A 21620-nucleotide genomic window follows, 5' to 3' on the forward strand; every position below is an offset into this window, starting at 1 on the left:
TGTGGCCCGAGGAAATATTTCCTCGGGCCACAGTCGTTGGTGCGGTTCCGCCGAAACTCAGCCGAAGCGGCCGGAGATGTAGTCTTCGGTCGCTTTTTCACCGGGGTTGGAGAAGATCTTCTCCGTATCGTCGATCTCGACCAGCCGGCCCGGCTTGCCCTGGGCTTCCAGGTTGAAGAAACCGGTCTTATCGCTCACCCGCGCCGCCTGCTGCATGTTGTGGGTGACGATGACGATCGTGTATTCCTTCTTCAGCTCGGTGATCAGATCCTCGATCGCCAACGTGGAGATCGGGTCCAGGGCCGAACAGGGCTCGTCCATCAGCAGGACATCCGGGGACACCGCGATGGCGCGGGCGATACACAGACGCTGCTGCTGACCGCCGGAGAGTCCGCCGCCCGGCTTGTCCAGCCGGTCCTTGACCTCGTTCCAGAGGTTCGCGCCCCGCAGCGAGCGTTCCGCGACCTCGTCCAGTTCGGCCTTGTTGCGGACGCCCTGGAGTTTGAGACCGGCCACCACATTGTCGCGAATGGACATGGTGGGGAACGGGTTCGGCCGCTGGAACACCATGCCGATGGTGCGGCGTACGCCGACGGGATCCACCTGGGAGGCGTAGATATCCTCCCCGTCGAGCATGACGGCGCCCGAAACGCTGGCGTTCGGGGTCACCTCGTGCATCCGGTTCAGCGACCGCAGCACGGTGGATTTACCGCAACCGGACGGACCGATGAAGGCGGTCACGCTGCGCGGCAAGACGTTCAGCGAGACATCGGCGACGGCATGGAATTTGCCGTAGAAGATGTTGAGGTCTTTGATATCGATGCGCTTGGCCATCTATTTTTCCGTTTCCGCCTTATCGGTTCCGCATCAGGAACTTGTTGACACCCGCGGCCGCCAGGTAGAGCAGTGCGATCAGCAGGATGAGCGTGAGCGCCGCACCCCATACGCGCTGGCGCCCCGCGTCTTCCGCGTTCGCCAGTTCCTGGTAGATCAGCAGCGGCAGCGAGGCCATATTGCCGTCGAAGATATTCGTATTGATCGACTTGCTGTAGCCGACCAGCACCAGCACCGGCGCGGTCTCGCCCATGACACGGGCCAGCGCGAGCAGGATGCCGGATATCATGCCCGGCAGGGCGGTCGGGATGACGATCTTCACGATCGTCTTCCATTTCGGGATACCGAGCGCGTAGGAGGCTTCGCGCAGTTCGTCGGGGACGAGTTTGAGCATTTCCTCGGTATTGCGCACCACCACCGGAAGCATCAGCAGCACCAGCGCCAGGGCCACCGCGAAGGAACTCTGCGGGAAGCCCAGGGTCGCGATCCAGAGGGCGAAGATGAACAGGGCGGCGACGATCGAGGGGATACCGGCGAGGATATCGACCATGAAGGTCGTGACCTTGGCGAACCGGCCGGTGCCGTATTCGATCAGGTAGATCGCGGCCATGATGCCCAGCGGCACCGCGATCACCGCCGCGACCGCCGACTGGACGATGGTGCCGTAGATCGCGTGGTAGACACCGCCGCCGGTCTGATCCGGCAGGATGCCCTTCTGCGAATTCTGCCACCAGTCCAGCGACAGGATCGCCTCGAGACCGTTGGTGACCACCATGCCCAGGACCCAGCCCAGCGGGATGAGCGCGATCAGGAAGCACAGGGCGAACAGGCCGGTGGCGATATTGTTCTTGACCTTGCGGGCGGTGCTCACATCCCGGAAGGTGGGCGCCTTGATCGGCTGATCGAACTTGGTCATGGTGGCCATCAGCCGTTCACCTTTCCGCCCGCCACGAACCGGGCCAGCGCGTTGACGACGAAGGTCAGCACGAAGAGTACGAAGCCCGCCGCGATATAGGCACCGGTCGGGAGCGGCGCGCTGAATTCGGCAGCGGCCGAGGCGATCTTGGACGCGAAGGTGAAGCCGCCGTCGAAGAGCGACCAGCCGCCGGCGTCCGCGGAGGTTTTCAGGATGATGAGCACCGCGATGGTCTCACCGAGCGCCCGGCCCAGGCCGAGCATGGATCCGGCGATGACGCCGCTGCGCCCATAGGGAAGCACCGTCATCCGCACGACTTCCCATTTGGTGGCACCGAGCGCCTGCGCCGCCTCGATATGCGCCGTCGGGGTCAGCGCGAAGACTTCGCGCGCGACCGAGGTGATGATCGGCAGGATCATCACCGCCAGCACCACGCCGGCGGTGAAGATCGTGCCACCGCCGGCGATGGAGACATTGCCGTCGGCGAAGAGGAAGAACCAGCCCAGGTTGTCGTTGAGGAACTGCTGGAGCGGCTTCAGATAGGGCGCCAGCACCAGCAGACCCCACAGGCCGTACACGATCGAGGGCACGGCGGCCAGCAGATCGGTCAGCATGGAGAACGGCCGGGCCAGCTGTTTCGGCGCGTAGCGGGTGAGGAACAACGCGATACCGACACCGATCGGCACCGCGATGATCAGCGCGAAAGCGGAGCTCAACACCGTCACCATGAACAGGTCACGGATGCCGAAGCGGAGGTTGTCCGCGTCGCCGGTGTTGAACTCCGTGCTGGTGAAGAAGTTCACCTGGTCAGCCCGGAGCGAAGGCACCGCACGGATCAGCAGGAACAACGCGATCAGCGCGATCGAGGCCACGATGATCGCGGCAGCGGCGGTGGCCAGTGATTTGAACACCAGCTCGGCGCGCCGGCCGCGGCCGCTGCTTTCACCGCCCAGCGGCGGTTTGCTCGGATGGCTGGACATGGATGCGGGCACTCCTGCCTTCGACAGGCTCGTCCCGCTGGACGAACCCGCCGAGGCTACCTCTGGGTTGACTGTCATCTTCGCGCTATCAGGAGATGGCGTTGATCGCCGTGGTCAGCTTGGTCTTGAACTCCTCGGGGATCGGCACGTACCCGTTGTCCTCCAGACCTTCCTGGCCGTTGGTGATCGCCGTGGTCAGGAACGCCTTGACCGCCGTCGCGACCTCGCCGTCGGCGTACTTCGAGCACACGATCTCATAGGTCGGCATGATGATCGGGTAGGCACCGCCCACGGTGGGCTTGTAGAACGACGAGGTGTCGAGCACCAGATCGTTGCCCTCACCCTTGATCTGCACGCCGTCGATGGCCTTACCGGCGGTTTCCGAGGTCAGCTCGACCGGCTCCGGGCCGGCGGAGGTGACGACCCGCGCGACCGACAGGTTCTGCGCCTTGGCGAACGACCACTCGTTGTAGGTGATGGAGCCCGGGGTGGACTTCACCGCGGCCGAGGTGCCCTCGTTGCCCTTGGCACCTTCACCGATACCGCCGTTGAAGACCTTGCCGGCTTCCTTGCCCCAAGCGCCTTCGGAGGCGGCGTCCAGGTAGAGCTGGAAGTTGTCGGTGGTGCCGGACTCGTCGGACCGGTAGACGACCTTGATCGGCTCGGCCGGCAGCTGCGCGTTCGGGTTCAGCGCCTTGATCTCGGGAGCATCCCAGGTCTTGATGGCGCCGTTGAAGATCTTGGCCGCGGTCGGCCCGTCGAGCGCCAGATCGGTGACACCGTTGACGTTGTAGGTGATGGCGATCGGGCCGAACACGGTCGGCAGGTTCCACGCCGGGGAGGCGCAGCGCTTGGCGGCGTCGGCGACCTCGCCCTTCTTCTCGCTCAGCGGCGAATCGGAACCGGCGAAATCGGTCTGGCCGCCGATGAATTCCTTGACGCCCGCGCCCGAACCGCTCGAGGTGTAGTTGAGAGTCTGGCCGTCGCAGTTGGTTTCGTAGGCGGCGGTGAAACGCTCGACGGCGTTCTTCTGCGACGAGGCGCCGCTGGCCTTGAGGGCTTCCTTGCCGCCGCACTGGACGTCGGCGTTGGCTTCGACACCGGTCGCGCCCGCGTTGTCGTCGCTGCCACAGGCTGCCAACGGCAGAATCGCGGCGGCGAGAACGCCGACGAGGGCGCTGCTGCGCTTGAACTTCACTCCAGTCCTCCGGATACGTCCTACTCGCCCGGTCCCTCACCGGCCCGGGCGCGTGTGATGGTGCGGCCGTTCGCGGGGAACTTGCACACCAGGCGGCCCACGACCGCCCAGAATCAACCTAGGTCCCGTCGGTAGACAGCCGGACCAGGGCGAGTGAACGGAAGGTGAACAGGGCGGCGCTCGAGCGCCCGATATGTGTGATGTTAGCCGCGTTGTTACTCAGCGCACCCCGAGGAACCGTCTGCGAGACACCCGGGCGAGCCGCGCAACGGCCGGCTCCGTCCAACCGACACCGCTCCTGACCGGCCACCGGCACACTCGGGTCCGACGCGACACTCTGCGGCGCGAAATCGCCACTGCCGATGACCGGTAGTTGTGCTCAGCGGTCCGCGGGCAGGGTGTACGCGATGTCGATATGCGCCGGAGTGAAGCCGAGCCGGCGGTAGGTGCGGACGGCGGCGGTGTTGTCGGCCTCCGTGTACAGCAGCACCTCGCCCAGCCCGGCGTCCCGAAGATGGTGCAGGCCTATCAGGGTGAGCAACCGCCCCAAGCCGCGACCCTGCGCCGCTGGATCGATTCCGACGACGTACACCTCACCGGCCGGCGGATTCTCGTCGTCGTGGACCTTGGTCCAGTGGAAACCGAGCAACCGCCCGGGGGCATCCGCAGCGAAGGCTAGGAACAGGCCCGCCGGGTCGAACCACGGCTCCGCACGTCGCTGCGACAGCTCGGCATCGGTCCATCCGCCCTGCTCAGGATGCCAATGGAAGGCGGCGTTGTTGACCCGCAGCAGTTCCGCGTCGTCGGCCGAACCGGCGTAGGGGCGCACCACGATATCGTCCGGAATCTCCACGGCCGGTAACTCGGGGTTTGCCAACGGTCGGCGCATCTGCCAGAGTTCCCGCGCGGCGACCAGCCCCAGCCCGTCCGCGACCGCCTGCGCGGCCGGCAGCTTCCCGTGGGCCCAGATGCGGGCTCCGCCGCCACCGGCGGCGAGCGCGGCGGCCACCAACTCGCGGCCTATACCGAGGCCACGGTGCGCGGGCGCCACCGCCGCCTCCGCCATCGCGGGATGGTCGTCGCGTGCCGGGGTCAGCCCCGCGTAGCCGGCGACGGCGCCGGCCCGTAACGCGAGTAGATGCCGGACGGGCGAATCGCCCCGCAGGGCGAGTACACCCTGTTCGGAGACCGGCGCAACCCCGTCGGCCGCCGCCGCGGCGGCCAGCAACGCACTCACCTCATCGGCCCGACCGCCGAGTGGCCCGCCGTCCCCGCAGCCGGACGGCTCATCGGCGCCGCGGCCGAGCGATTCGCCACGACGTCCGGGCGAGCCGTCGATCCAGCGCAATTCGAGATCGGACACGATTTCCGCGCTCACTGTGCGGTGCCGTTGACCGGTGCCATGGAATCCTCTTCCGCGCCCTCCCGGTCACCGTTCGCGGCGCGGGCTTCGGCCTCGCCCTTGTTCGCCGACCGGGCCGGCCGCACTGCCTTGTATCCCACGTTACGGACCGTACCGATCAGCGATTCGTATTCGCTGCCGAGCTTCGCCCGCAGGCGCCGCACATGGACATCGACTGTGCGGGTGCCGCCGAAGAAGTCGTACCCCCACACCTCCTGCAGCAGTTGCGCCCGGGTGAAAACCCGGCCGGCGTGCTGCGCGAGATACTTCAACAGCTCGAACTCTTTGTACGTGAGATCCAGCGGGCGCCCGCGCAACCGCGCGGTGTAGGTGCCCTCGTCGATCACCAGTTCACCGAGCGTGATCTTGCCGGTGTTCTCGGGGCTGGCCGCGCCACCGGTGCGGCCGACCAGCAGCCGCAACCGCGCGTCCAGTTCGGCGGGACCGGTGGAGGGCAGCAGGATATCGTCCAGACCCCAGTCGGCGTTCACCGCGACCAGGCCGCCCTCGGTCAGGACGGCCACCACCGGAACGGACGAACCCGTACTACCGAGCAGCCGGCACAGACCGCGCGCGGCCGCCAGATCGGTTCGCGCATCAACCAGCGCCACATCGGCGGTACCCGCCTCGAGCAGCGATGCCACCTCCGTCGGCGCGGGCCGCACATTGTGCGCGAGCAGCGACAGCGAGGGCAGAACCGAATCGGGGTCGGGGTCGGAGGTCAGCAGGAGCAGCTCCACGGCACTCCTCCCATCTCGTAGCTACGCGAAAGCCAGCTTCGTCGCCGTCGCCACGTTGCTCATCCACAAGTAATCGCTGCAAGATTAGCTTGTATTCACGGCGCCGCCTCGGGCGGCGCGGTTGCTGTGTCTATGGCGCCGCCTCCGGCGGCGCGGGTTCTGTGTCATGGCGCCGCCTCCGGCGGCGCGGGTTCGGGGCCCCCTCGGTCTCGTTCTTCACTCCTCCGCTCCTCCGCTGCGCTCCCCCGCTCCGTCGCTCCAGAACGAGACGGGCCCCGAACCGGAGGAGGTTTGCCCGGACTGAATGGTGCATGTGGGTTGGATGGTTGCGGAACCAGCAGGTGTCGGCGCTGGTTGTTGTCCGGAATGCAATCGCTGCGGACGGGGTGCGGGACTTCGATCGGCGCTGCGGGGCCGCGGACCGAGCGTGGGGGCCGAAACGCGTCTATTAGGGTGCATGACATGCGGAAGCTGATCATCGGACTGCTGTGCCTGGCCGGGCTGGCAGTGGTCATCGATTTCGGTGCGGCCGCATATTCGGAGTATCGGGTGTCCCGATCGCTGCGGGTGGGCGCCGAACTCAGCGCCGACCCGGAGGTCACCTTCCACGGATTCCCGTTCCTGCGGCAGGCGCTGAACGGTCGCTACGACAATATCGAGATCAATGCCGACAGTGTGCGGGCCGATATTCCCGGCGAGATCGCGCTCGAGGCCACCCTGCTGGGCATGCGGTTGCCGCTGAGTGATCTGGTCGACGGCCGGGTGCGCAGCCTTCCGGTGGATCAGGTGGATGTCCGCATGCGGGTCGCGCCCACCGAACTCGGCCGGCTGTTCGGGATCCCCGACCTCGAGGTGCATTCGCGGCCCGCGGACAAATCCGACGGGACCGGCGGCTCGGGTGGCTCGGGTATGACCACGGCCGGCGCGCTGGTGCTGACCGGAACGCTGCCGGCCGCACCGAGCGGTCAGCAGGGCGCCAGTTTCACCGGGGAACGGGTCAGTGTGGCGGCGGATCTACTGCTCGACGGCGACCAGGTGCGCATCATCGCCACCGGGCTCTACTCGGAGGAACTCTCGCCGGTGCCGTCGCAGCCGGTGGTGGACGAGGCGGATATCCCGGCGGTGCTGGCGATGTTCACCCGTACCATCGATACCAAGGAACTTCCCTTCGGGATCCGGCCCACCGAGGTCACCGCGCTGGGTGGCCATATCGTGGTGGAGGGCCGGGGTGAAGATGTGACGATCGACCTGAACAGATTGCGGCGACCATGATCGAGATCACCATCCTGGTGGTAATGCTGTTGGCTGGACTGGCAGTGGGGCTCTACCTGCGCCATCGCGAAGGCGCGGTGCGCACGGCACCCGCCACTTTGGACCGTGACACCGGCGCCCGCGACGACCTGCTGCTGGCCGCGGGAGTCACCGGGTCGGGGCCCGCGGTCCTGCATTTCTCCGCCGACTGGTGTGGCCCGTGCGACGCGGTGCGCCGGGTGGTCGCCGACGCGACCCGCGACCTGGCGGATTCTCCCCAGCCGCCACGCGATATAGAGGTCGATATCGACGCGGCTCCGGACCTCGCCCGGGCACTGAACGTGCTGTCGCTGCCCACGACTTTCGTCTTCGACGCCGAGGGCCGGGAGCGTTTCCGCATCTCCGGCGTACCCAAGACCAGCGATCTGCGCAGCGCGCTCAGCCCGCTGACATCTGTGTAAGGGGCCCTGACCAGGGGATCGCCCCCTACCCATTGGCACCACGCCGGGATTGGGTAGACTGCCCGATGTGCAAACCCACCGCGAGCTGATGCTCACCCGTCGCCGCACAGTCGATCTGTGCCGCCTCGGTGGTTGTTGCTGCCTGTGCCGCTGAGCGGTCGGGTCTTTTTCCTGACACCGACCACGGTTCGTCCGCGCGAGTGATTCCATCCCCCGGCGAACCGGCCGAATTCCGCCGAACAGTTCGAGCGCAGGAGTTTCGTCGATGTCCTCCACTACTTCCGGAACCACCACGGCAGCCGCCGAGCGGGTCGATGTCCGCGGTCCCCGTTTCGTCGCCTGGGTCACCACGGCCGTGCTGATCGTGGTGTTACTGCTGGCCGCAGTCGCCATACCGGCCGCCGCGGTATTGATCGCGGCGCAGGCCGTCGTCTTCGCGCTGGGCGCGGCGCTCGGACCGCACCGGCATCCATACAGCCTGATTTACGCGCACCTGGTCGCGCCGCGCCTCGGTCCGGTCACCGAGACCGAACCCGCCCCGCCGCTGCGGTTCGCGCAGTTGCTGGGTTTCGTATTCGCCGCCGTGAGCCTGCTGGGTTTCCTGCTGGGCGCCTCGGTGGTGGGCGCTGTCTTCGCCGGCTTCGCCCTGTTCGCGGCCTTCCTGAACGCCGCGTTCGGCATCTGCCTCGGCTGCAAGCTCTATCCGCTGGTCACCCGGCTGATCCCCCGTCCCCTGCCCGAATCTCCCGCATCGAACTGAACCGAATCGCTAGTCACCACTGAAAGGAAACAAATGGCTCGCTCCGATGTCCTGGTCTCCGTCGACTGGGCCGAAGAGAATCTCAAGACCCCCGGCGTCGTCTTCGTCGAGGTCGACGAGGACACCACCGCCTACGACGGCGGACACATCGAGGGCGCCGTCCGGCTCGACTGGAAGAAGGATCTGCAGGATCCGGTGCGTCGTGACTTCGTGAACCAGGAGCAGTTCTCCACGCTGCTCTCGGAGCGCGGGATCGCCAACGACGACGAGGTGATCCTGTACGGCGGTAACAACAACTGGTTCGCCGCCTACGCCTACTGGTACTTCAAGCTGTACGGTCACAACAACGTCAAACTGCTCGACGGCGGCCGCAAGAAGTGGGAGCTCGACGGGCGCCCGCTGTCGCGCGACGAGGTCTCCCGCCCGGCCACCCAGTACAAGGCCGCCGAACCGGACAACTCGATCCGCGCCTTCCGCGACGAGGTCATCGCCGCCATCGGCACCAAGAACCTGGTCGACGTGCGCTCCCCCGACGAGTTCTCCGGCAAGATCCTGGCGCCCGCGCATCTGCCGCAGGAGCAGAGCCAGCGTCCCGGCCACATCCCCAGCGCCATCAACGTGCCGTGGAGCAAGGCCGCGAACGAGGACGGCACCTTCAAGTCCGACAAGGACCTCGCCGAGATCTACGGCGAGGCCGGCCTGGACGGCAGCAAGGACACCATCGCCTACTGCCGTATCGGCGAGCGTTCCTCGCACACCTGGTTCGTGCTGCAGGAGCTGCTCGGGCACCAGAACGTCAAGAACTACGATGGAAGCTGGACCGAATACGGTTCGCTGGTCGGCGCACCTATCGAGTTGGGAGAGTAACCACCATGTGTGCAGCACCTACCCAAGGTCAGGCCATCCCGGCCGGCGTCGATGTGGAGAAGGAAACGGTCATCACCGGCCGCGTTCTCGGCACCGACGGCGAGCCCGTAGGGGGCGCGTTCGTCCGCCTGCTCGACGGCAACGGTGATTTCACCGCCGAGGTCGTCGCCTCCGGTACCGGCGATTTCCGGTTCTTCGCCGCGCCGGGCAGCTGGACCCTGCGGGCCCTGTCCTCGTCCGGCAACGGCACATCGGAACTGCGGCCCGAGGGCCCCGGTATCCACAACGTGGACGTCACCGTCTCGAAGTAGCAAGTAGCACGGCCCAGGACCGCCATCGCCGCGGCGGTCCTGGGCCGTTCCATTTTCCGATGCACCCGCTCAGCACTTCGAACTTTCGGTGCGGTACCCGGAAACCCAGCACACCCAACCGCGGTACCCGGGAACCCGGCGCGCCCAGCGGCGGTGCCGAGTCCAGCGAGGCCCTGGAGGGGCGAGGCCGCGTCGTGCTTCAGTGCTCGATGCGATGCGGCGCAGCCGCGAGTGTCGAGTGCTGAAGCACGACGCCAGGGGGCCTCGCCCCGGCGGCGCCGGAGGCGCCGCAGATAAAACACAGGGGCCGAAACCGGCGGCGCCGCAGGCGCCGCATAAAATACCGAGCGTGGTCCTCTTCTTCGAGATCTTGCTGATCGCCGTGTCGATCCTCATCGGATGGTTCGGCCTGTACGTCTTCTACCGGCTGTTCACCGAATCATGAGTGGTCTCGCGAGCGAGGGTCCGGATCCGGCCGAGCGAGCGAGCGATACCACCAGCGGAGATCCGGCGGCCGAGGCGTCCGCCCGTAACGGGAACGGCCGGTCGGCCGGCGATCAGTCGCAGCTGAGCGGCGATCGGGCGGTGGCCGATGCGGCCGAGCGGGCCAAGACGACCGCGGGTCGCAATATTCCCGTGCTCCCGGATCTTCCGCTGCCCGACGATACGGCCAACCTGCGACTCGGCCCGGACCTGAATCCGGCCATGCTGGCGCTGTTGCCGATGGTGGGGGTGTGGCGCGGTGAGGGCGAGGGCAACAATCCCGAGCGCGGCGACTACCGCTTCGGCCAGGAGATCGTGGTGTCCCACGACGGCGGCGACTACCTGAGCTGGGATTCGCGCTCGTGGTTCGTCGAATCCGACGGTAGTTACGGCGGCCCGGATCTGCGTGAGCGCGGGTTCTGGCGGGTCGGCGTCGAGGGTAACGACGAGGTGCTGGAGCTACTGCTCACCCACAGCACAGGCATCGTCGAACTCTTCTACGGCACCGCCCTCACGCAGGCGTCGTGGGAGCTGGCCACCGATGTGGTGATCCGCAGCCAGACCGGCGCGGTGGTGGGCGGTGCGAAACGGCTGTACGGGATCGTCGAGGGCGGCGATCTGGCGTATGTGGAGGAGCGGGTGGTGGCCGACGGGCCGCTGCAGCCCCGGCTCTCCGCGCGTCTGCAGCGCTATATCGGCTGATTCCGGAGACTGTACCGACCCGGCCGGCTCCTCTCGCCGGGCATTCGGCACTTTACTCGAGGCCACACGGCCGGCGCCGTTGGCTCATCACTGCCAGAAGGACGCACGATCCTGACGGCCGGCGGCTCCGTGCTGCGGGGCACCGCGGTCCCAGTGACTTCCGGCTCCGGAAATGGGGCGACCCCCGAGCCGTATCGGCGCGATCCCCGCTCTCGGGGGCTCGCGACCGATCCCGACCGGACAGATCGGGGACTCGGGGGCCGGGTGGCTGCCTGGAATTCGCTCAGCGCAATCGGGTGAACGGAATCCGTGCACAGCCGGCTACAGCGCTAGCTGACAGCCACCTCACGCGTCCTTTGAATTTCCATTCGTCGGATCACCTCCTTCCTTGTGTACCCACGAACCTAGCCGCGGGCGGTAGGGGTCGGCAACGGAATTTCGTCCACGGCGTAACGAGTGTCTTTTCCGTCGGGGAAAGCGGCCCGGACCTGGCCGGATTCGTCGACGGTGATAACCAGTCCGGCGCGGTGCCCGGCCGGGAGCTGATGGGTGACGACCACCACCTCGCGGTCCGCCGCCACCAGGCCGCTGTCGATATCGAGCAGCGCCCGCAGCAGCTCGGCACCGGTCGCCGCATCGAGATGTTCGGTGGGTTCGTCGAGCAGCAGGGCCCGGGCGGGCGAGACCAGCGCCCGGGCGAGCAGTAGCCGCCGGCGCTGCCCGCCCGAGACGGCGGCGGCACCGCCGACGAGTTCGGTGTGCACGCCGTCGGGCAGACCGTCCAGCCAGTCGCCGAGACCGACAGTGCGTAGTGCCCGCTCTGCGGTTTCCGCGTCCAGGTCACCGCGGGCCACCCGTAGGTTCTCGAGCACGCTGGTACCGAACAGGTGCGCGTCCTCGGCGAAGAACCGCACCTGGTCGTCGGGCTGGTCGAAGAGCCCGGCCCAGGCCATCAGCAGTGTGGTTTTACCGGATCCGCTCGGTCCGACGACCACCACGCGCGCGGCCTGCGGCCGGGGCGGGATCTGCCATTGACCGTCGCCCACCCAGCCGATCACCACACCGTCGGCGCGGCTGTCGGCGTACGGGAACGGGTGCGGGTTGCCGCCGGTACCGAACCGTTTGCGGTTATCGGCCGGCGTACCGGCCGCGGCAGTGCCATCGGCCGGTTCCGGTGCGGCCGGTTCCGGGCGGTGGTCGGGCGAGACGGCACGCAGCCGGTGCAGCGCCGAGCGCGCCACGGTGAGGGCCTGGGCGGCGGGCGGCAGCGCACCGGTCGCTTCGAAGGAGGAGAGGGGCAGCAGCACCAGCACGGCCAAGGCCATCGGCGTCATCGCCTCCGGCGTGCCGCCGGCGGGGCCGTACAGGGTGATCCCGATCAGCAGCGCGGCAAGCACGCTCACGCCGGTGGCGAGTGGGGTCGCGGCCGCCGCCCAGGCGGTACGGCCGGCGGCGCTGTCCTCGGCCGCGAGCACCCGCGCCTCGGCCGCGGCCGCGGTGGCGAGCGCGGCGTCCAATTTCCCGGCTACCCGCAGTTCGGGGGCGTGGTCGAGAACGGTGACCGCATGCGCGGTGAATTCGGCGCGGTCGGCCCGTGCCGCGCGCTCGGCACCGGAGGCGGCACGCGCCGACAGCCAGGGCGCGACGACGCCGGAGAAGAGCAGCGCAACGGCCAGTACACCCGCGGCCGCGGGTGAGATGAAGGCCAGCCCGGCGACGGCGGCCACCGACAGTACCGCGGCGACCGCGATCGGTACGAAGGTACGGACCACGACGGCACCGAGATCGTCGATATCGGTGCCCACCCGGACGAGCACATCACCGCGCCGCAACCGGCCGGGCACCCCGGGGCCGCCGGGAGCGGTGGGTAACGGCACCGCGTCCTGCCCGGCCCGGCCACCGGCCGCCTCGGCCGCGCTGCGGGTGAGCCACAGCGGTGCGCGGGCGAGTGCCCGGTAGACCTCGGTACGCGCCGCGGTCATCGAACGCAGCGCCACATCGTGGGTGGCGAGGCGTTCCAGGTATCGGCACAGTCCACGCGAGATACCCAGTGCCCGGACGGCGACCACGGCGACGGTGAGATCCAGTACCGGCGGCATCTGCCAGGCCCGGGCGATCAGCCAGGCCGCGAGCGCCGCCAAGCCCAGGCCGCTGCCCAGTGCCAGCACGCCCCAGCCCACCGCGCCCGCCAGCCGCCATCGCGGAATCTCCAGTAGATCCCACATCTGCCGGGTATCGCGCAGCAGCAACCGGACCCGGGCCCAGCTGCGCCGTGGCCGGGAAGCGCCCGCGGCGACGTGCGGTCGCGGGCGGCGGGTGATCGAGGTTCGGGATTTCATCGCGCTGTCCGGTGGGAGGTCGACGGAACCGCGACGATCTCGTCGGCGGCGGACAGCAGGGCGGGACGGTGCGCGACGACCACCACGGTGACGCCCGTGCGCGCGAGGGTGGTGAGCGCCGCCGCCACCGCGACCTCGCTGTCGGGATCCAGGTGGGCGGTCGGTTCGTCCAGCAGCAGGATCGGGCGGTCGGTGGCGAGCACCCGGGTCAGTGCCAGGCGCTGGCGTTGCCCGAGGGAGAGCCCGACCCCGCCGGGCCCGACCACGGTATCCCATCCGGCGGGCAGCGTTTCGAGTACGGCGTCGAAACCGGTTGCGGCACACGCGGCGTCGAGTTCGCTGAGCACCCGGGTGGCGCCGCGGCGCGCGGATCCGGCCACGGTGGCGCCGAGGAGTTCGAGGTTCTCCCGCAGGGTGCCCGGAACCAGGACCGGACGCTGCGGCAGCCAGGCCAGCCGCTGCCACCACTGCTGCGCGGGAATCCGCCGGATATCCACGCCGTCGACCAGCACGGCACCGCGCGTGGGTTCGATCAGGCCGAGGACCGCTTGCAGGACAGTGGATTTACCGCTGCCGTTGGGTCCGGTCAGCGCGGTGACGGCACCGGGTCGCAGATGGGCGGACAAACCATCGGGTGCGGCGCCATCTCTGGACTCGACCGTGAGATCACGTATTTCGATCAGTCCGCCCCCGCTGCCCGCAATGGTCTCGGAGGCGAACACGCCGGTCGCGATCGACTCGTCCGGCGGCGCCTCGCCGCCCTGTCCGGCAGTTGGCAACGGGCCACCGCGGTCCGCCCCGGCAGAATCGCCACCGCGCACGCCGGGGCCGCCACCGGTTTCCCGGTACTCGCCGCCGTGCCTTCGGCTCCGACCGGCCTCGCCCGGTTCGCCGCCGGGCAACCGGCTCTCGCCGGCCACCGAGCTGTCTGCTTCGCTCTCGGCGCGGATATCGATCACTCCCGCCCGCTCACCAGAACCGGTCGATGCCGCCGCACGCTCGTCTTCCGGGCCGCGAACCGCGCCGGCCGGATACTTCCCCGGTGCCGTTTTCCGCTCGGCGCTCTGGGGTTCGAGGACCGCGAAAGCCTTCTCCGCGGCGGCCATTCCGTCCTGGGCCGCATGGAAACGTTCGCCCACGGTGCGCAACGGCAGATAGACCTCCGGTGCGAGCACCAGCGCGACCACGCCCGCGTACAGGCTCATATCACCGTGCACTAGGCGCATCCCGATCGCGACCGCGACCAGCGCCACGGACAGGGTCGCCAGCAGTTCGAGCACCATCGAGGAGAGGAACGCGATCCGCAACGCGCTCATGGTGCGCCGGTGCAGCGATTCACCGAGTTCCCGGACCCGGCCGCTCATGCTGTACCGGTTGGGCGCGACCGGAGGCTCTCCGTGGTGACGCTCCGCTACCGCCTCCGGGCCCGACCCGCTCGTGCTGTGCCGGTCGGTTACGAGCGGGGGCCCTCCGTGGTGACGCTCCGCTACCGCCTCCGGGCCTGACCCGCTCGTGCCGTGGCCCGGGGTATCGGTGCCGGTTTCCCGGCCGAGCGCGCGCAGGGTCGGCATACCGGCGAAGAGGTCGAGGAGCTGATCGGACAGGCGGGTGGTGGCGTCCAGGGTGGCGCGGGCCCGGCCCTCGGTGAGCAGGCCGATGAGCACCATGAAGATCGGGATCAGCGGCAGGGTGATGACGACGATGACGGCCGAGGTGAGGTCGTGGGCGGCGATCACCGCCAGCACTACCGGCGGCACCAGCACCGCCAGCAGCAGGGCGGGTACGTAGCCGGTCAGATAGGGCCGTAGCCCGCTGAGCCCACTGCTCACCACGACCGCGAGTTCGGTGCGGCGCGTTTCCAATTCACGGGGCGGTAGTCCGGCACCCTCGGCGAGTACCGCCTGTTCCAGTTCGGCGACGACACGCGACCCCGCACGGTGCGCGATCCGGGCCTGCCACCAGGCCGCCACCGCGCGCACCACCACCGCCACCGCCAGCAGCCCCAGTTCCGTTCCCCAGGCCTCCACCGTCCGCCGGCCGGGGTCGGTGATGACACCGGCCAGCACCTGCCCCAGCAGCACCGCGGCGGCTACGATCGCCACCGTGGTCAGTAACGAAAGGCCGACGCTGAGCACCAGATAGTTCCGGGCCGAGCGTGCGTACCGCCACAGGCGTGGGTCCACGGGCGGGCGGGCCATCAGGGGTCACTCCTCGGTTGCGACGCGGGGGGAAAGTCCGATTCCGGGTGGGATGTGCTCGACACTAATGCGTTTGCGGAACACCCAGTAAGTCCAGGCCTGGTAACCGAGGACCACCGGGGTCACGAACAAGGCCGCCCAGCTCATCACTTTCAACGTGTACGGAGTGGACGAGGCGTTGTCGACGGTGAGATCGAACGCGGGGTCGATGGTGGAGGGCAGCACATCCGGGAACAAGGCGCCGAACAGCAGCGCGGAGGCGGCGAGCACGGTGAGCGCGGTTCCGGCGAACGCCCAGCCGTCACGGCCGGCGAAGAGGGCGGCAGCACCGGCGAGGAGCCCGAATACCGCCAGGCCCACGAGGATCCAGGTCCAGCCGGCCCCGTAGGCGAGCTGGGTCCAGAGGCCGAAACCACCGACCGCGGCGGCCGTCGGCACCAGCAGCAGCCGGGCGATCCGGACCGCGTCCGCACGCACTTCGCCCGCGGTCTTGAGCGCCAGGAACACCGCACCGTGCAGGGCGAACAGCAGTCCCGTGGTGGCGGCGCCGAGCAGCGCGTACGGACCGAACAGTTCCGCGACCGCACCGGTGAATTGTTTGTCCGCGTCCAGCGGTACGCCGCGCACGATATTGGCGAAGACCCAGCCCCAGGCCAGCGCCGGAACCCAGGAACCGATACCGATTCCGAGATCGCAGCGCGCCCGCCAGCGCGGATCATCGATCTTGCCGCGGTATTCGATCGCGCAGATCCGCAGGATCAACGCCACCAGCAACAGCAGCAGCGGGAAATAGAACCCGGAGAACATGCTCGCGTACCACTCGGGGAAGGCCGCGAACAGCGCCCCACCGGCGGTGATCAGCCAGACCTCGTTTCCGTCCCAGACCGGGCCGATGGTGTTCAGCACCACCCGCCGCCTCGTATCGGAGGCTTTGCCGAGGATCGGCATGAGCATGCCGACCCCGAAGTCGAAGCCCTCCAAGACGAAGTACCCGGTGAAGAGCACCCCGATGAGTACGAACCAGAATTCCTGCAGTTCCATCCCCGGCTCCTAATAGGCGAACGAAAGCTGCTCGGCGGCAGGTTTTTCCGCGGTGGGCGTACCGTCCGGCGACTTCTCCACCGGCCGTTCCGGGCCCTCCCGCACATATCGGCGCATCAGATAGAACCAGACGATCGCGAGCAGCCCGTAGACCACCGTGAAGGTGATCAGCGAGACCCACACCGTGGCGGTCGCGTGATCGGATACGCCCTGCTGCACCATGAGCCGCAGGTCCTGATCTCCGGTCGGGTTGGGTACCACGACCCACGGCTGGCGCCCCATCTCGGTGAACACCCAGCCGGCCGCATTGGCCAGGAACGGGGTCGGGATGGCGAGCAGGCTCAGCCACGAATACCAGCGCTGGTCGGGGACGCGGCCGCGCCGGGTCATCCAGAAACCGGCGAACACCAGCAGCGCCGAACCGGCGGCCAGGCCGATCATCGCGCGGAACGACCAATACGTGACGAACAGGTTCGGCCGGTAGTCGCCGGGTCCGAACTTCTCGTTGTAGGCCTGCTGGAGATCCACCACACCCTCCAGCTCCACCCCGGAGAACTTTCCTTCCGCCAGCCAGGGCAGCACGAAGGGTACGTCGAGCACGTGGATGACGCTGTCGCAGTTGTTGTGGGTGCCGACGGTGAGAATCGAGAAATCGGGGTCGGTCTGGGTGTGGCACAGCGACTCCGCCGACGCCATCTTCATCGGCTGCTGTTCGAACATCAACTTGCCCTGGACGTCGCCCGTGTAGACCAGCGCCACCCCCGCGATCACCGCGATCAGCAGCGATACCCGCGCCGCCGGCCGCCACATGGTGCGGGCCTCGGCCAGCCTGTCCGGGTCACCGCCACGGGCGTTGCGGACCATCCACCAGCCGGCGATCCCGGCGACGAAAGTCGCGGCAGTGAGGAACGAGCCCGCGACCACGTGGGGAAACGCGGCCAGCGCGGTGTTGTTGGTGAGCAGTTCGACGATGCTGGTGAGTTCGGCGCGACCCGTTTCCGGGTTGTAGCGGGCGCCGACCGGATGCTGCATGAAGGAGTTGGCCGCGATGATGAAGTACGCCGAGGCGTTGACGCCTATCGCGACCATCCAGATGGTGGCCAGGTGGACGAGTTTGGGCAGCCGGGACCAGCCGAATATCCACAGCCCGATGAAGGTGGATTCCATGAAGAACGCCACCAGCCCCTCCAGGGCCAGCGGCGCGCCGAAGACATCGCCGACGAAGCGCGAGTACTCGCTCCAGTTCATCCCGAACTGGAATTCCTGCACGATCCCGGTGGCGACCCCGAGCGCGAAGTTGATCAGGAAGAGTTTCCCGAAGAATTTGGTCAGCCGGTACCAATGGTCCTTACCGGTGATCACCCATGCCGTCTGCATTCCGGCGACCAACGGTGCCAGACCGATCGTCAAGGGTACGAACAAGAAGTGGTAGACGGTCGTGATGCCGAACTGCCATCGCGAGACATCCAGGGCATCCACACGAGCCTCCTGTTACTACGATGTGTCGTAGTAACAGAGTACGCGCTGGACCGCCCCGATCAATGTGTCCACGAACACCGCGAGCCCACGGTCTCGCAACAATTTGCAGCCACACCCGGTTACTGCATCCCGGCCCGCCCCCACGCCGCGCGAGGCGGCGCCACGGACGCGGCTACCAGTCCGCGATGGTCCCGGTCCGCTCGATCCCGCGGTTGACCATCTCGACGATCTCCGCGGCCGAATCGGTCGCCGACATCCGCACCCCGTCCAGCGAATTCACCCGCGCGGCCAGTGTCACACTGCTCAGCATCCAGATGCTGTCGCAGTCGAACAGATCGGCGCTGAACAGCGGCTCGTACCGGCAGTCGTAACCCTTGCGCTCGGCCTCGTTGTACAGCGCCCGCTGGGTGATCCCCGGCAGCACGCCGTGCTTGGCCGGCGGCGTGATCAGCTGCTTACCGCGTGCGATCACCACCGTGGACCGCGGACCTTCCAGCACCCGGTGTTCGGTACTGGTGAAGATGACATCGTCGGCGCCCATCCGGGCGGCGAAGCGCAGCGCGGCCATATTCGTCGCATAGGACAGCGTTTTCGCGCCGAGCAGCTGCCAGGGCGCGGCCTGCGCGAGGTCGATCGAGATACCGCGGGTCAGTGTCACCACCGCGACACCCTCGGTCCTGACCGCGGCCACCCGCTCCGGGAGTCCGGTGACCATGACGAACGTCGTCGGGACGGGAACCGATTCCGACAGTTCACCCGACCGCACCGCCGACTTCGGACCGCCGAGCTCGTGCTCCCGGCCACGGGTCAGCACCAGCCGCATGACCCCTTCTTCGTCGGCGCCCCACTCCTTGGCGGCGGTCTCCATGGCCCCGCGCCAGCGCGACAGATCGGGCTCCGGCAGATCGAGAGCTTCCGCGGACCGGCGCAACCTGGCCAGATGGAAATCGAGCGCGCATACCTTGCCACCGCGGACCAGCACCGTCTCGAATATTCCGTCACCGCGCAGGACGCCGAGATCATCGGCATACAACAACGGCTGATCCGCATCGCGGACCTCACCGTCGAGTGTTACAAGTACTCGATCCACCATGCGCACGAGCGTAGGCCAACGCTGTGATATTTGCGCCGCCTCCGGCGGCGCGGGTCCGGGGAGTCGGCGGCCGTCGCTAAGGTCGGAAGATGGCTCGACGGACGGAAATCGACCCGGCCGAGGTGCGTTCGGCTGTTCTCGCGGTGCGCGCGTGGCTGTTCGACAGCACGGCCCCGGCCCCGGCGCGGCCGGAACTCGCCGCCGCGGTCCGGGGTACCGCCCGGGCGCTGGCCGCCGCGGCGCCGGGGCATTCGGTGGAGGTCCGGGTGCCGCCGTTCGTCGCGGTTCAGTGCGTCGAAGGGCCGCGGCACACCCGCGGGACACCGCCCAACGTAGTCGAAACCGATCCGCGCACCTGGTTGCTGCTGGCCACCGGGCTGTCGGATTTCACCTCGGCCGTGGCCGCGGGCACGGTGGACGCCTCCGGCAGCCGGGCAGCGGAAATCGCCCGCCTGCTGCCGCTGTGCCCGCTACCCGCCGAGGGCCCCGCGCGGTGACGCTGCGCTACCGCCTCCGGGCCCGACCCGCTCGTGCTGGTACCCCCGCGCATCCGGACCGCGACCCACCCGAAACCGCTGGTTGACACCCCGACGGTGCGCGCCGGCGCCGTCAGCTCCTAGAGTGGAAGCCGTGTCCGTGGTCGTCGCACCCAGTCCTGTCCTCGCTGTACCGGGAGCCGTCGCCGCTGTGCCCGGATCCCCGGACGCCGCAGTGCCGTGGCATTACGGTGATCCACTCGGCGAACAGCGCGCCGCGAGCGAGCGGTTCGCCATCGTGGACCGGTCCCACCGATTCGTCCTCTCCATCGCCGGCGCCGAGCGGCTGACCTGGTTGCATACCGTCACCAGCCAGCACATCGCCGAGCTGGCCGACGGGCACAGCGCGGAGAATCTCGACCTCGATCTCAACGGCCGGGTGCAGCATCATTTCGTGCTCACCGAACTCGCGGGCACGGTGTGGATCGACACCGAAGCCGAACGGGGCCCGGCGCTCCTGGATTTCCTCACCAAGATGGTGTTCTGGGCGGATGCACAGCCGCGGCCGGAGCCGGACTACGCGGTGTTGAGCCTGCTCGGCCCCGGATCGCACGGCGCGGCGTCCGCCCTGGGCCTGGACCGGCTGCCCGAAACGTATGAGGCGCTCCCCCTGCCGGACGGCGGGTTCCTGCGCCGCATGCCCTGGCCCACCGCGGAGTCCTTCGATCTCGTCATCCCGCGCGACCAGTTGATGTCGCGCTGGAACGAGCTCACCGCCGCCGGTGCGCAACCGGCCGGTTCCTGGGCGTACGAGGCGCTGCGGGTCGCCGCCTGCCGGCCCCGGATCGGCGTGGACACCGACGACCGGACCATTCCGCACGAGGTGAACTGGATCGGCGGGCCGGCCGAATACGGCGCTGTACACCTGAACAAGGGGTGCTACCGCGGCCAGGAAACCGTGGCCCGCGTGCACAATCTCGGCAAACCACCGCGCCGCCTGGTGCTGCTGCATCTGGACGGCTCCGCCGATGAGCGCCCGGCGCCCGGCGATCCGATCACCGCGGGCGGCCGGGCCGTCGGCGTCCTCGGCACCGTGGTCGACCACTACGAACTCGGGCCCATCGCGCTCGCTCTGATCAAACGCAATATCCCGGCCGATACCGAACTCACCGCGGGCTCCGCGGCGGCCGCGATCGACCCCGATTCGGTGATCGCCGACGACAGCCCCCAGCCCGGCCGCCAGGCCATCGAACGGCTGCGCGGCCGCTGATCCGTCCGCTAGATCGCGAGCACAACGATCCGAGAGGGATGCCGATGCGAGTTGGGGACACCGGCCGGGTACTGGCCGTGTGCGTCGTACACGCCGAACTGACGGTTCCGGGCCGCGTCGGCCGCAGCGCCATCGACAAACGCCCGGTCGCCGGCCGGGTCCGGGCCGGACGGCTCGGCCTCGACGGCGACCACGTCTGCAATACGCGCGACCACGGCGGTGTGCACCAGGCCGTCTACGGTTACGCCGACGACGACGCGGCGGACTGGGCCGCCGAACTCGGCCGGACACTGCCGGTCGGCTGGTTCGGCGAGAATCTGCGGATCGAAGGGCTTCCGCTCAGCGATGCCGTCATCGGCGCACGCTGCACCGTCGGCGAGGCGGAGTTCGAGGTCAGCGCGCCCCGCGTGCCGTGTGCGACCTTCGGTCACTGGGCGGGCGAACCGCAGTGGGTGCGCCGGTTCACCCACCGCGCGAATACCGGTTGCTACTTCCGGGTGCTCACCGAAGGCAGCGTGGGCGCCGGCGACCGAGTGGAGGTGGTGTACGTCCCCGAGCACGGCGTCACCGTCCGCGATGTCTTCACCGGCGCGGACCCGACCCGGCTGGACCTCCTGCTCGCCACCGAGCCCACCGTCTGCGACCAGGTACGCGTCCAGATCGCCCGGCACGCGAAACGCGGCAACGCCACCGCGGCGGAGCCGGCATGAGCGGGTCAGGCCCGGAGGAGGCAGCGCAGCGTCACCACGTAGGGCCCCCGCCCATGCCGCAACAGCACAGCATGAGCGGGTCGGGCCCGGAGGAGGCAGCGCAGCGTCA

20 protein-coding genes are annotated in these 21620 nt (G+C 68.5%); 9 read left to right on the forward strand and 11 right to left on the reverse strand.

Going from position 1 to position 21620, the window contains the following annotated elements:
* Positions 1-57: 57 nt before the first annotated feature.
* The 6 genes from pstB to ACQEVO_RS27575 form a co-directional block, all read right to left on the reverse strand.
* Positions 58-834 (reverse strand): phosphate ABC transporter ATP-binding protein PstB, encoded by a 777-nt coding sequence (gene pstB, locus ACQEVO_RS27550; RefSeq protein WP_280422089.1) that lies wholly within the window; start codon positions 832-834, stop codon positions 58-60.
* 19 nt (positions 835-853) lie between these two features.
* Positions 854-1759, reverse strand: a complete 906-nt coding sequence (gene pstA, locus ACQEVO_RS27555) for a phosphate ABC transporter permease PstA (protein ID WP_432919011.1) — start codon at positions 1757-1759, stop codon at positions 854-856.
* A complete protein-coding gene (pstC, locus tag ACQEVO_RS27560) occupies positions 1759-2730 on the reverse strand; it encodes a phosphate ABC transporter permease subunit PstC (RefSeq protein WP_432919014.1) in 972 nt (323 codons plus the stop codon). Before pstC ends, pstA begins: the two co-directional genes overlap by 1 nt.
* An 88-nt stretch (positions 2731-2818) precedes the next feature.
* Positions 2819-3928, reverse strand: coding sequence for a phosphate ABC transporter substrate-binding protein PstS (gene pstS, locus ACQEVO_RS27565; protein ID WP_432919017.1), 1110 nt, complete (start codon positions 3926-3928; stop codon positions 2819-2821).
* Positions 3929-4307: 379 nt separating this feature from the next.
* The gene (gene mshD / locus ACQEVO_RS27570; protein ID WP_432923045.1) at positions 4308-5165 is read right to left on the reverse strand and encodes a mycothiol synthase; all 858 of its coding nucleotides are present in this window, start codon (positions 5163-5165) and stop codon (positions 4308-4310) included.
* A 137-nt stretch (positions 5166-5302) separates the two neighbouring features.
* Positions 5303-6070: a winged helix-turn-helix transcriptional regulator gene (locus ACQEVO_RS27575; RefSeq protein ID WP_432919019.1), complete on the reverse strand. Its 768-nt coding sequence runs from the start codon at positions 6068-6070 to the stop codon at positions 5303-5305.
* A 462-nt stretch (positions 6071-6532) separates the two neighbouring features.
* Between ACQEVO_RS27575 and ACQEVO_RS27580 the strand changes: the two genes are divergently transcribed.
* From ACQEVO_RS27580 to ACQEVO_RS27605, 6 genes are all read left to right on the forward strand, one after another.
* The gene (locus tag ACQEVO_RS27580) at positions 6533-7342 is read left to right on the forward strand and encodes an LmeA family phospholipid-binding protein (protein WP_432919021.1); all 810 of its coding nucleotides are present in this window, start codon (positions 6533-6535) and stop codon (positions 7340-7342) included.
* Positions 7339-7782 carry a thioredoxin family protein gene (locus tag ACQEVO_RS27585; RefSeq protein WP_432919024.1) on the forward strand — a complete coding sequence of 148 codons (444 nt, stop codon included), beginning with the start codon at positions 7339-7341 and terminating at the stop codon, positions 7780-7782. The genes ACQEVO_RS27580 and ACQEVO_RS27585 overlap by 4 nt, the downstream gene beginning before the upstream one ends.
* 265 nt (positions 7783-8047) lie before the next feature.
* A complete protein-coding gene (locus tag ACQEVO_RS27590) occupies positions 8048-8542 on the forward strand; it encodes a DUF4395 domain-containing protein (protein WP_432919027.1) in 495 nt (164 codons plus the stop codon).
* 33 nt (positions 8543-8575) lie between these two features.
* Positions 8576-9409: a sulfurtransferase gene (locus tag ACQEVO_RS27595; protein ID WP_432919029.1), complete on the forward strand. Its 834-nt coding sequence runs from the start codon at positions 8576-8578 to the stop codon at positions 9407-9409.
* 5 nt (positions 9410-9414) lie between these two features.
* Complete coding sequence (locus tag ACQEVO_RS27600; RefSeq protein WP_432919032.1) at positions 9415-9720, forward strand: DUF1416 domain-containing protein; 306 nt, start codon at positions 9415-9417, stop codon at positions 9718-9720.
* A 441-nt stretch (positions 9721-10161) separates the two neighbouring features.
* Positions 10162-10905, forward strand: coding sequence for an FABP family protein (locus tag ACQEVO_RS27605; protein WP_432919035.1), 744 nt, complete (start codon positions 10162-10164; stop codon positions 10903-10905).
* 404 nt (positions 10906-11309) lie between these two features.
* Here ACQEVO_RS27605 and cydC read toward each other — a convergent pair whose 3' ends face one another.
* The 5 genes from cydC to ACQEVO_RS27630 all read right to left on the reverse strand — a co-directional run bounded on the left by cydC (position 11310) and on the right by ACQEVO_RS27630 (position 19055).
* On the reverse strand, positions 11310-13130 hold the full coding sequence (gene cydC / locus ACQEVO_RS27610; RefSeq protein WP_432923048.1) for a thiol reductant ABC exporter subunit CydC: 1821 nt from the start codon (positions 13128-13130) through the stop codon (positions 11310-11312).
* Between the two features lie 110 nt (positions 13131-13240).
* Complete coding sequence (locus ACQEVO_RS27615) at positions 13241-15442, reverse strand: ABC transporter ATP-binding protein/permease (protein ID WP_432919038.1); 2202 nt, start codon at positions 15440-15442, stop codon at positions 13241-13243.
* 6 nt (positions 15443-15448) lie between these two features.
* Entirely contained in the window at positions 15449-16483 is a 1035-nt protein-coding gene (cydB, locus tag ACQEVO_RS27620) for a cytochrome d ubiquinol oxidase subunit II (RefSeq protein WP_432919041.1), read from the reverse strand.
* A gap of 9 nt (positions 16484-16492) precedes the next feature.
* Positions 16493-17962: a cytochrome ubiquinol oxidase subunit I gene (locus ACQEVO_RS27625; RefSeq protein WP_432919044.1), complete on the reverse strand. Its 1470-nt coding sequence runs from the start codon at positions 17960-17962 to the stop codon at positions 16493-16495.
* A 172-nt stretch (positions 17963-18134) separates the two neighbouring features.
* Positions 18135-19055, reverse strand: a complete 921-nt coding sequence (locus tag ACQEVO_RS27630) for an aminodeoxychorismate lyase (RefSeq protein ID WP_432919047.1) — start codon at positions 19053-19055, stop codon at positions 18135-18137.
* Positions 19056-19144: 89 nt separating this feature from the next.
* Between ACQEVO_RS27630 and ACQEVO_RS27635 the strand changes: the two genes are divergently transcribed.
* The 3 genes from ACQEVO_RS27635 (at position 19145) to ACQEVO_RS27645 (ending at position 21511) form a co-directional block, all read left to right on the forward strand.
* Entirely contained in the window at positions 19145-19552 is a 408-nt protein-coding gene (locus ACQEVO_RS27635; protein WP_432919050.1) for a sterol carrier family protein, read from the forward strand.
* Positions 19553-19685: 133 nt separating this feature from the next.
* Complete coding sequence (locus ACQEVO_RS27640) at positions 19686-20801, forward strand: YgfZ/GcvT domain-containing protein (protein ID WP_432919053.1); 1116 nt, start codon at positions 19686-19688, stop codon at positions 20799-20801.
* A 38-nt stretch (positions 20802-20839) separates the two neighbouring features.
* Positions 20840-21511 carry an MOSC domain-containing protein gene (locus tag ACQEVO_RS27645; RefSeq protein WP_432919056.1) on the forward strand — a complete coding sequence of 224 codons (672 nt, stop codon included), beginning with the start codon at positions 20840-20842 and terminating at the stop codon, positions 21509-21511.
* Positions 21512-21620 lie beyond the last annotated feature (109 nt).

The sequence above is a fragment of the Nocardia sp. CA-290969 genome (assembly GCF_050936135.1).
Taxonomy (GTDB): Bacteria; Actinomycetota; Actinomycetes; order Mycobacteriales; family Mycobacteriaceae; genus Nocardia.

Bases quoted from the DNA above. Each gene is read 5' to 3' on its own strand.
- pstB (WP_280422089.1), bottom strand. From the start codon at position 834: ATGGCCAAGCGCATCGATATCAAAGACCTCAACATCTTCTACGGCAAA.
- pstA (WP_432919011.1), bottom strand. From the start codon at position 1,759: ATGGCCACCATGACCAAGTTCGATCAGCCGATCAAGGCGCCCACCTTC.
- pstC (WP_432919014.1), bottom strand. From the start codon at position 2,730: ATGTCCAGCCATCCGAGCAAACCGCCGCTGGGCGGTGAAAGCAGCGGC.
- ACQEVO_RS27580 (WP_432919021.1), top strand. From the start codon at position 6,533: ATGCGGAAGCTGATCATCGGACTGCTGTGCCTGGCCGGGCTGGCAGTG.
- ACQEVO_RS27585 (WP_432919024.1), top strand. From the start codon at position 7,339: ATGATCGAGATCACCATCCTGGTGGTAATGCTGTTGGCTGGACTGGCA.
- ACQEVO_RS27590 (WP_432919027.1), top strand. From the start codon at position 8,048: ATGTCCTCCACTACTTCCGGAACCACCACGGCAGCCGCCGAGCGGGTC.
- ACQEVO_RS27595 (WP_432919029.1), top strand. From the start codon at position 8,576: ATGGCTCGCTCCGATGTCCTGGTCTCCGTCGACTGGGCCGAAGAGAAT.
- ACQEVO_RS27600 (WP_432919032.1), top strand. From the start codon at position 9,415: ATGTGTGCAGCACCTACCCAAGGTCAGGCCATCCCGGCCGGCGTCGAT.
- ACQEVO_RS27605 (WP_432919035.1), top strand. From the start codon at position 10,162: ATGAGTGGTCTCGCGAGCGAGGGTCCGGATCCGGCCGAGCGAGCGAGC.
- cydC (WP_432923048.1), bottom strand. From the start codon at position 13,130: ATGTGGGATCTACTGGAGATTCCGCGATGGCGGCTGGCGGGCGCGGTG.
- ACQEVO_RS27615 (WP_432919038.1), bottom strand. From the start codon at position 15,442: ATGGCCCGCCCGCCCGTGGACCCACGCCTGTGGCGGTACGCACGCTCG.
- cydB (WP_432919041.1), bottom strand. From the start codon at position 16,483: ATGGAACTGCAGGAATTCTGGTTCGTACTCATCGGGGTGCTCTTCACC.
- ACQEVO_RS27630 (WP_432919047.1), bottom strand. From the start codon at position 19,055: ATGGTGGATCGAGTACTTGTAACACTCGACGGTGAGGTCCGCGATGCG.
- ACQEVO_RS27635 (WP_432919050.1), top strand. From the start codon at position 19,145: ATGGCTCGACGGACGGAAATCGACCCGGCCGAGGTGCGTTCGGCTGTT.
- ACQEVO_RS27645 (WP_432919056.1), top strand. From the start codon at position 20,840: ATGCCGATGCGAGTTGGGGACACCGGCCGGGTACTGGCCGTGTGCGTC.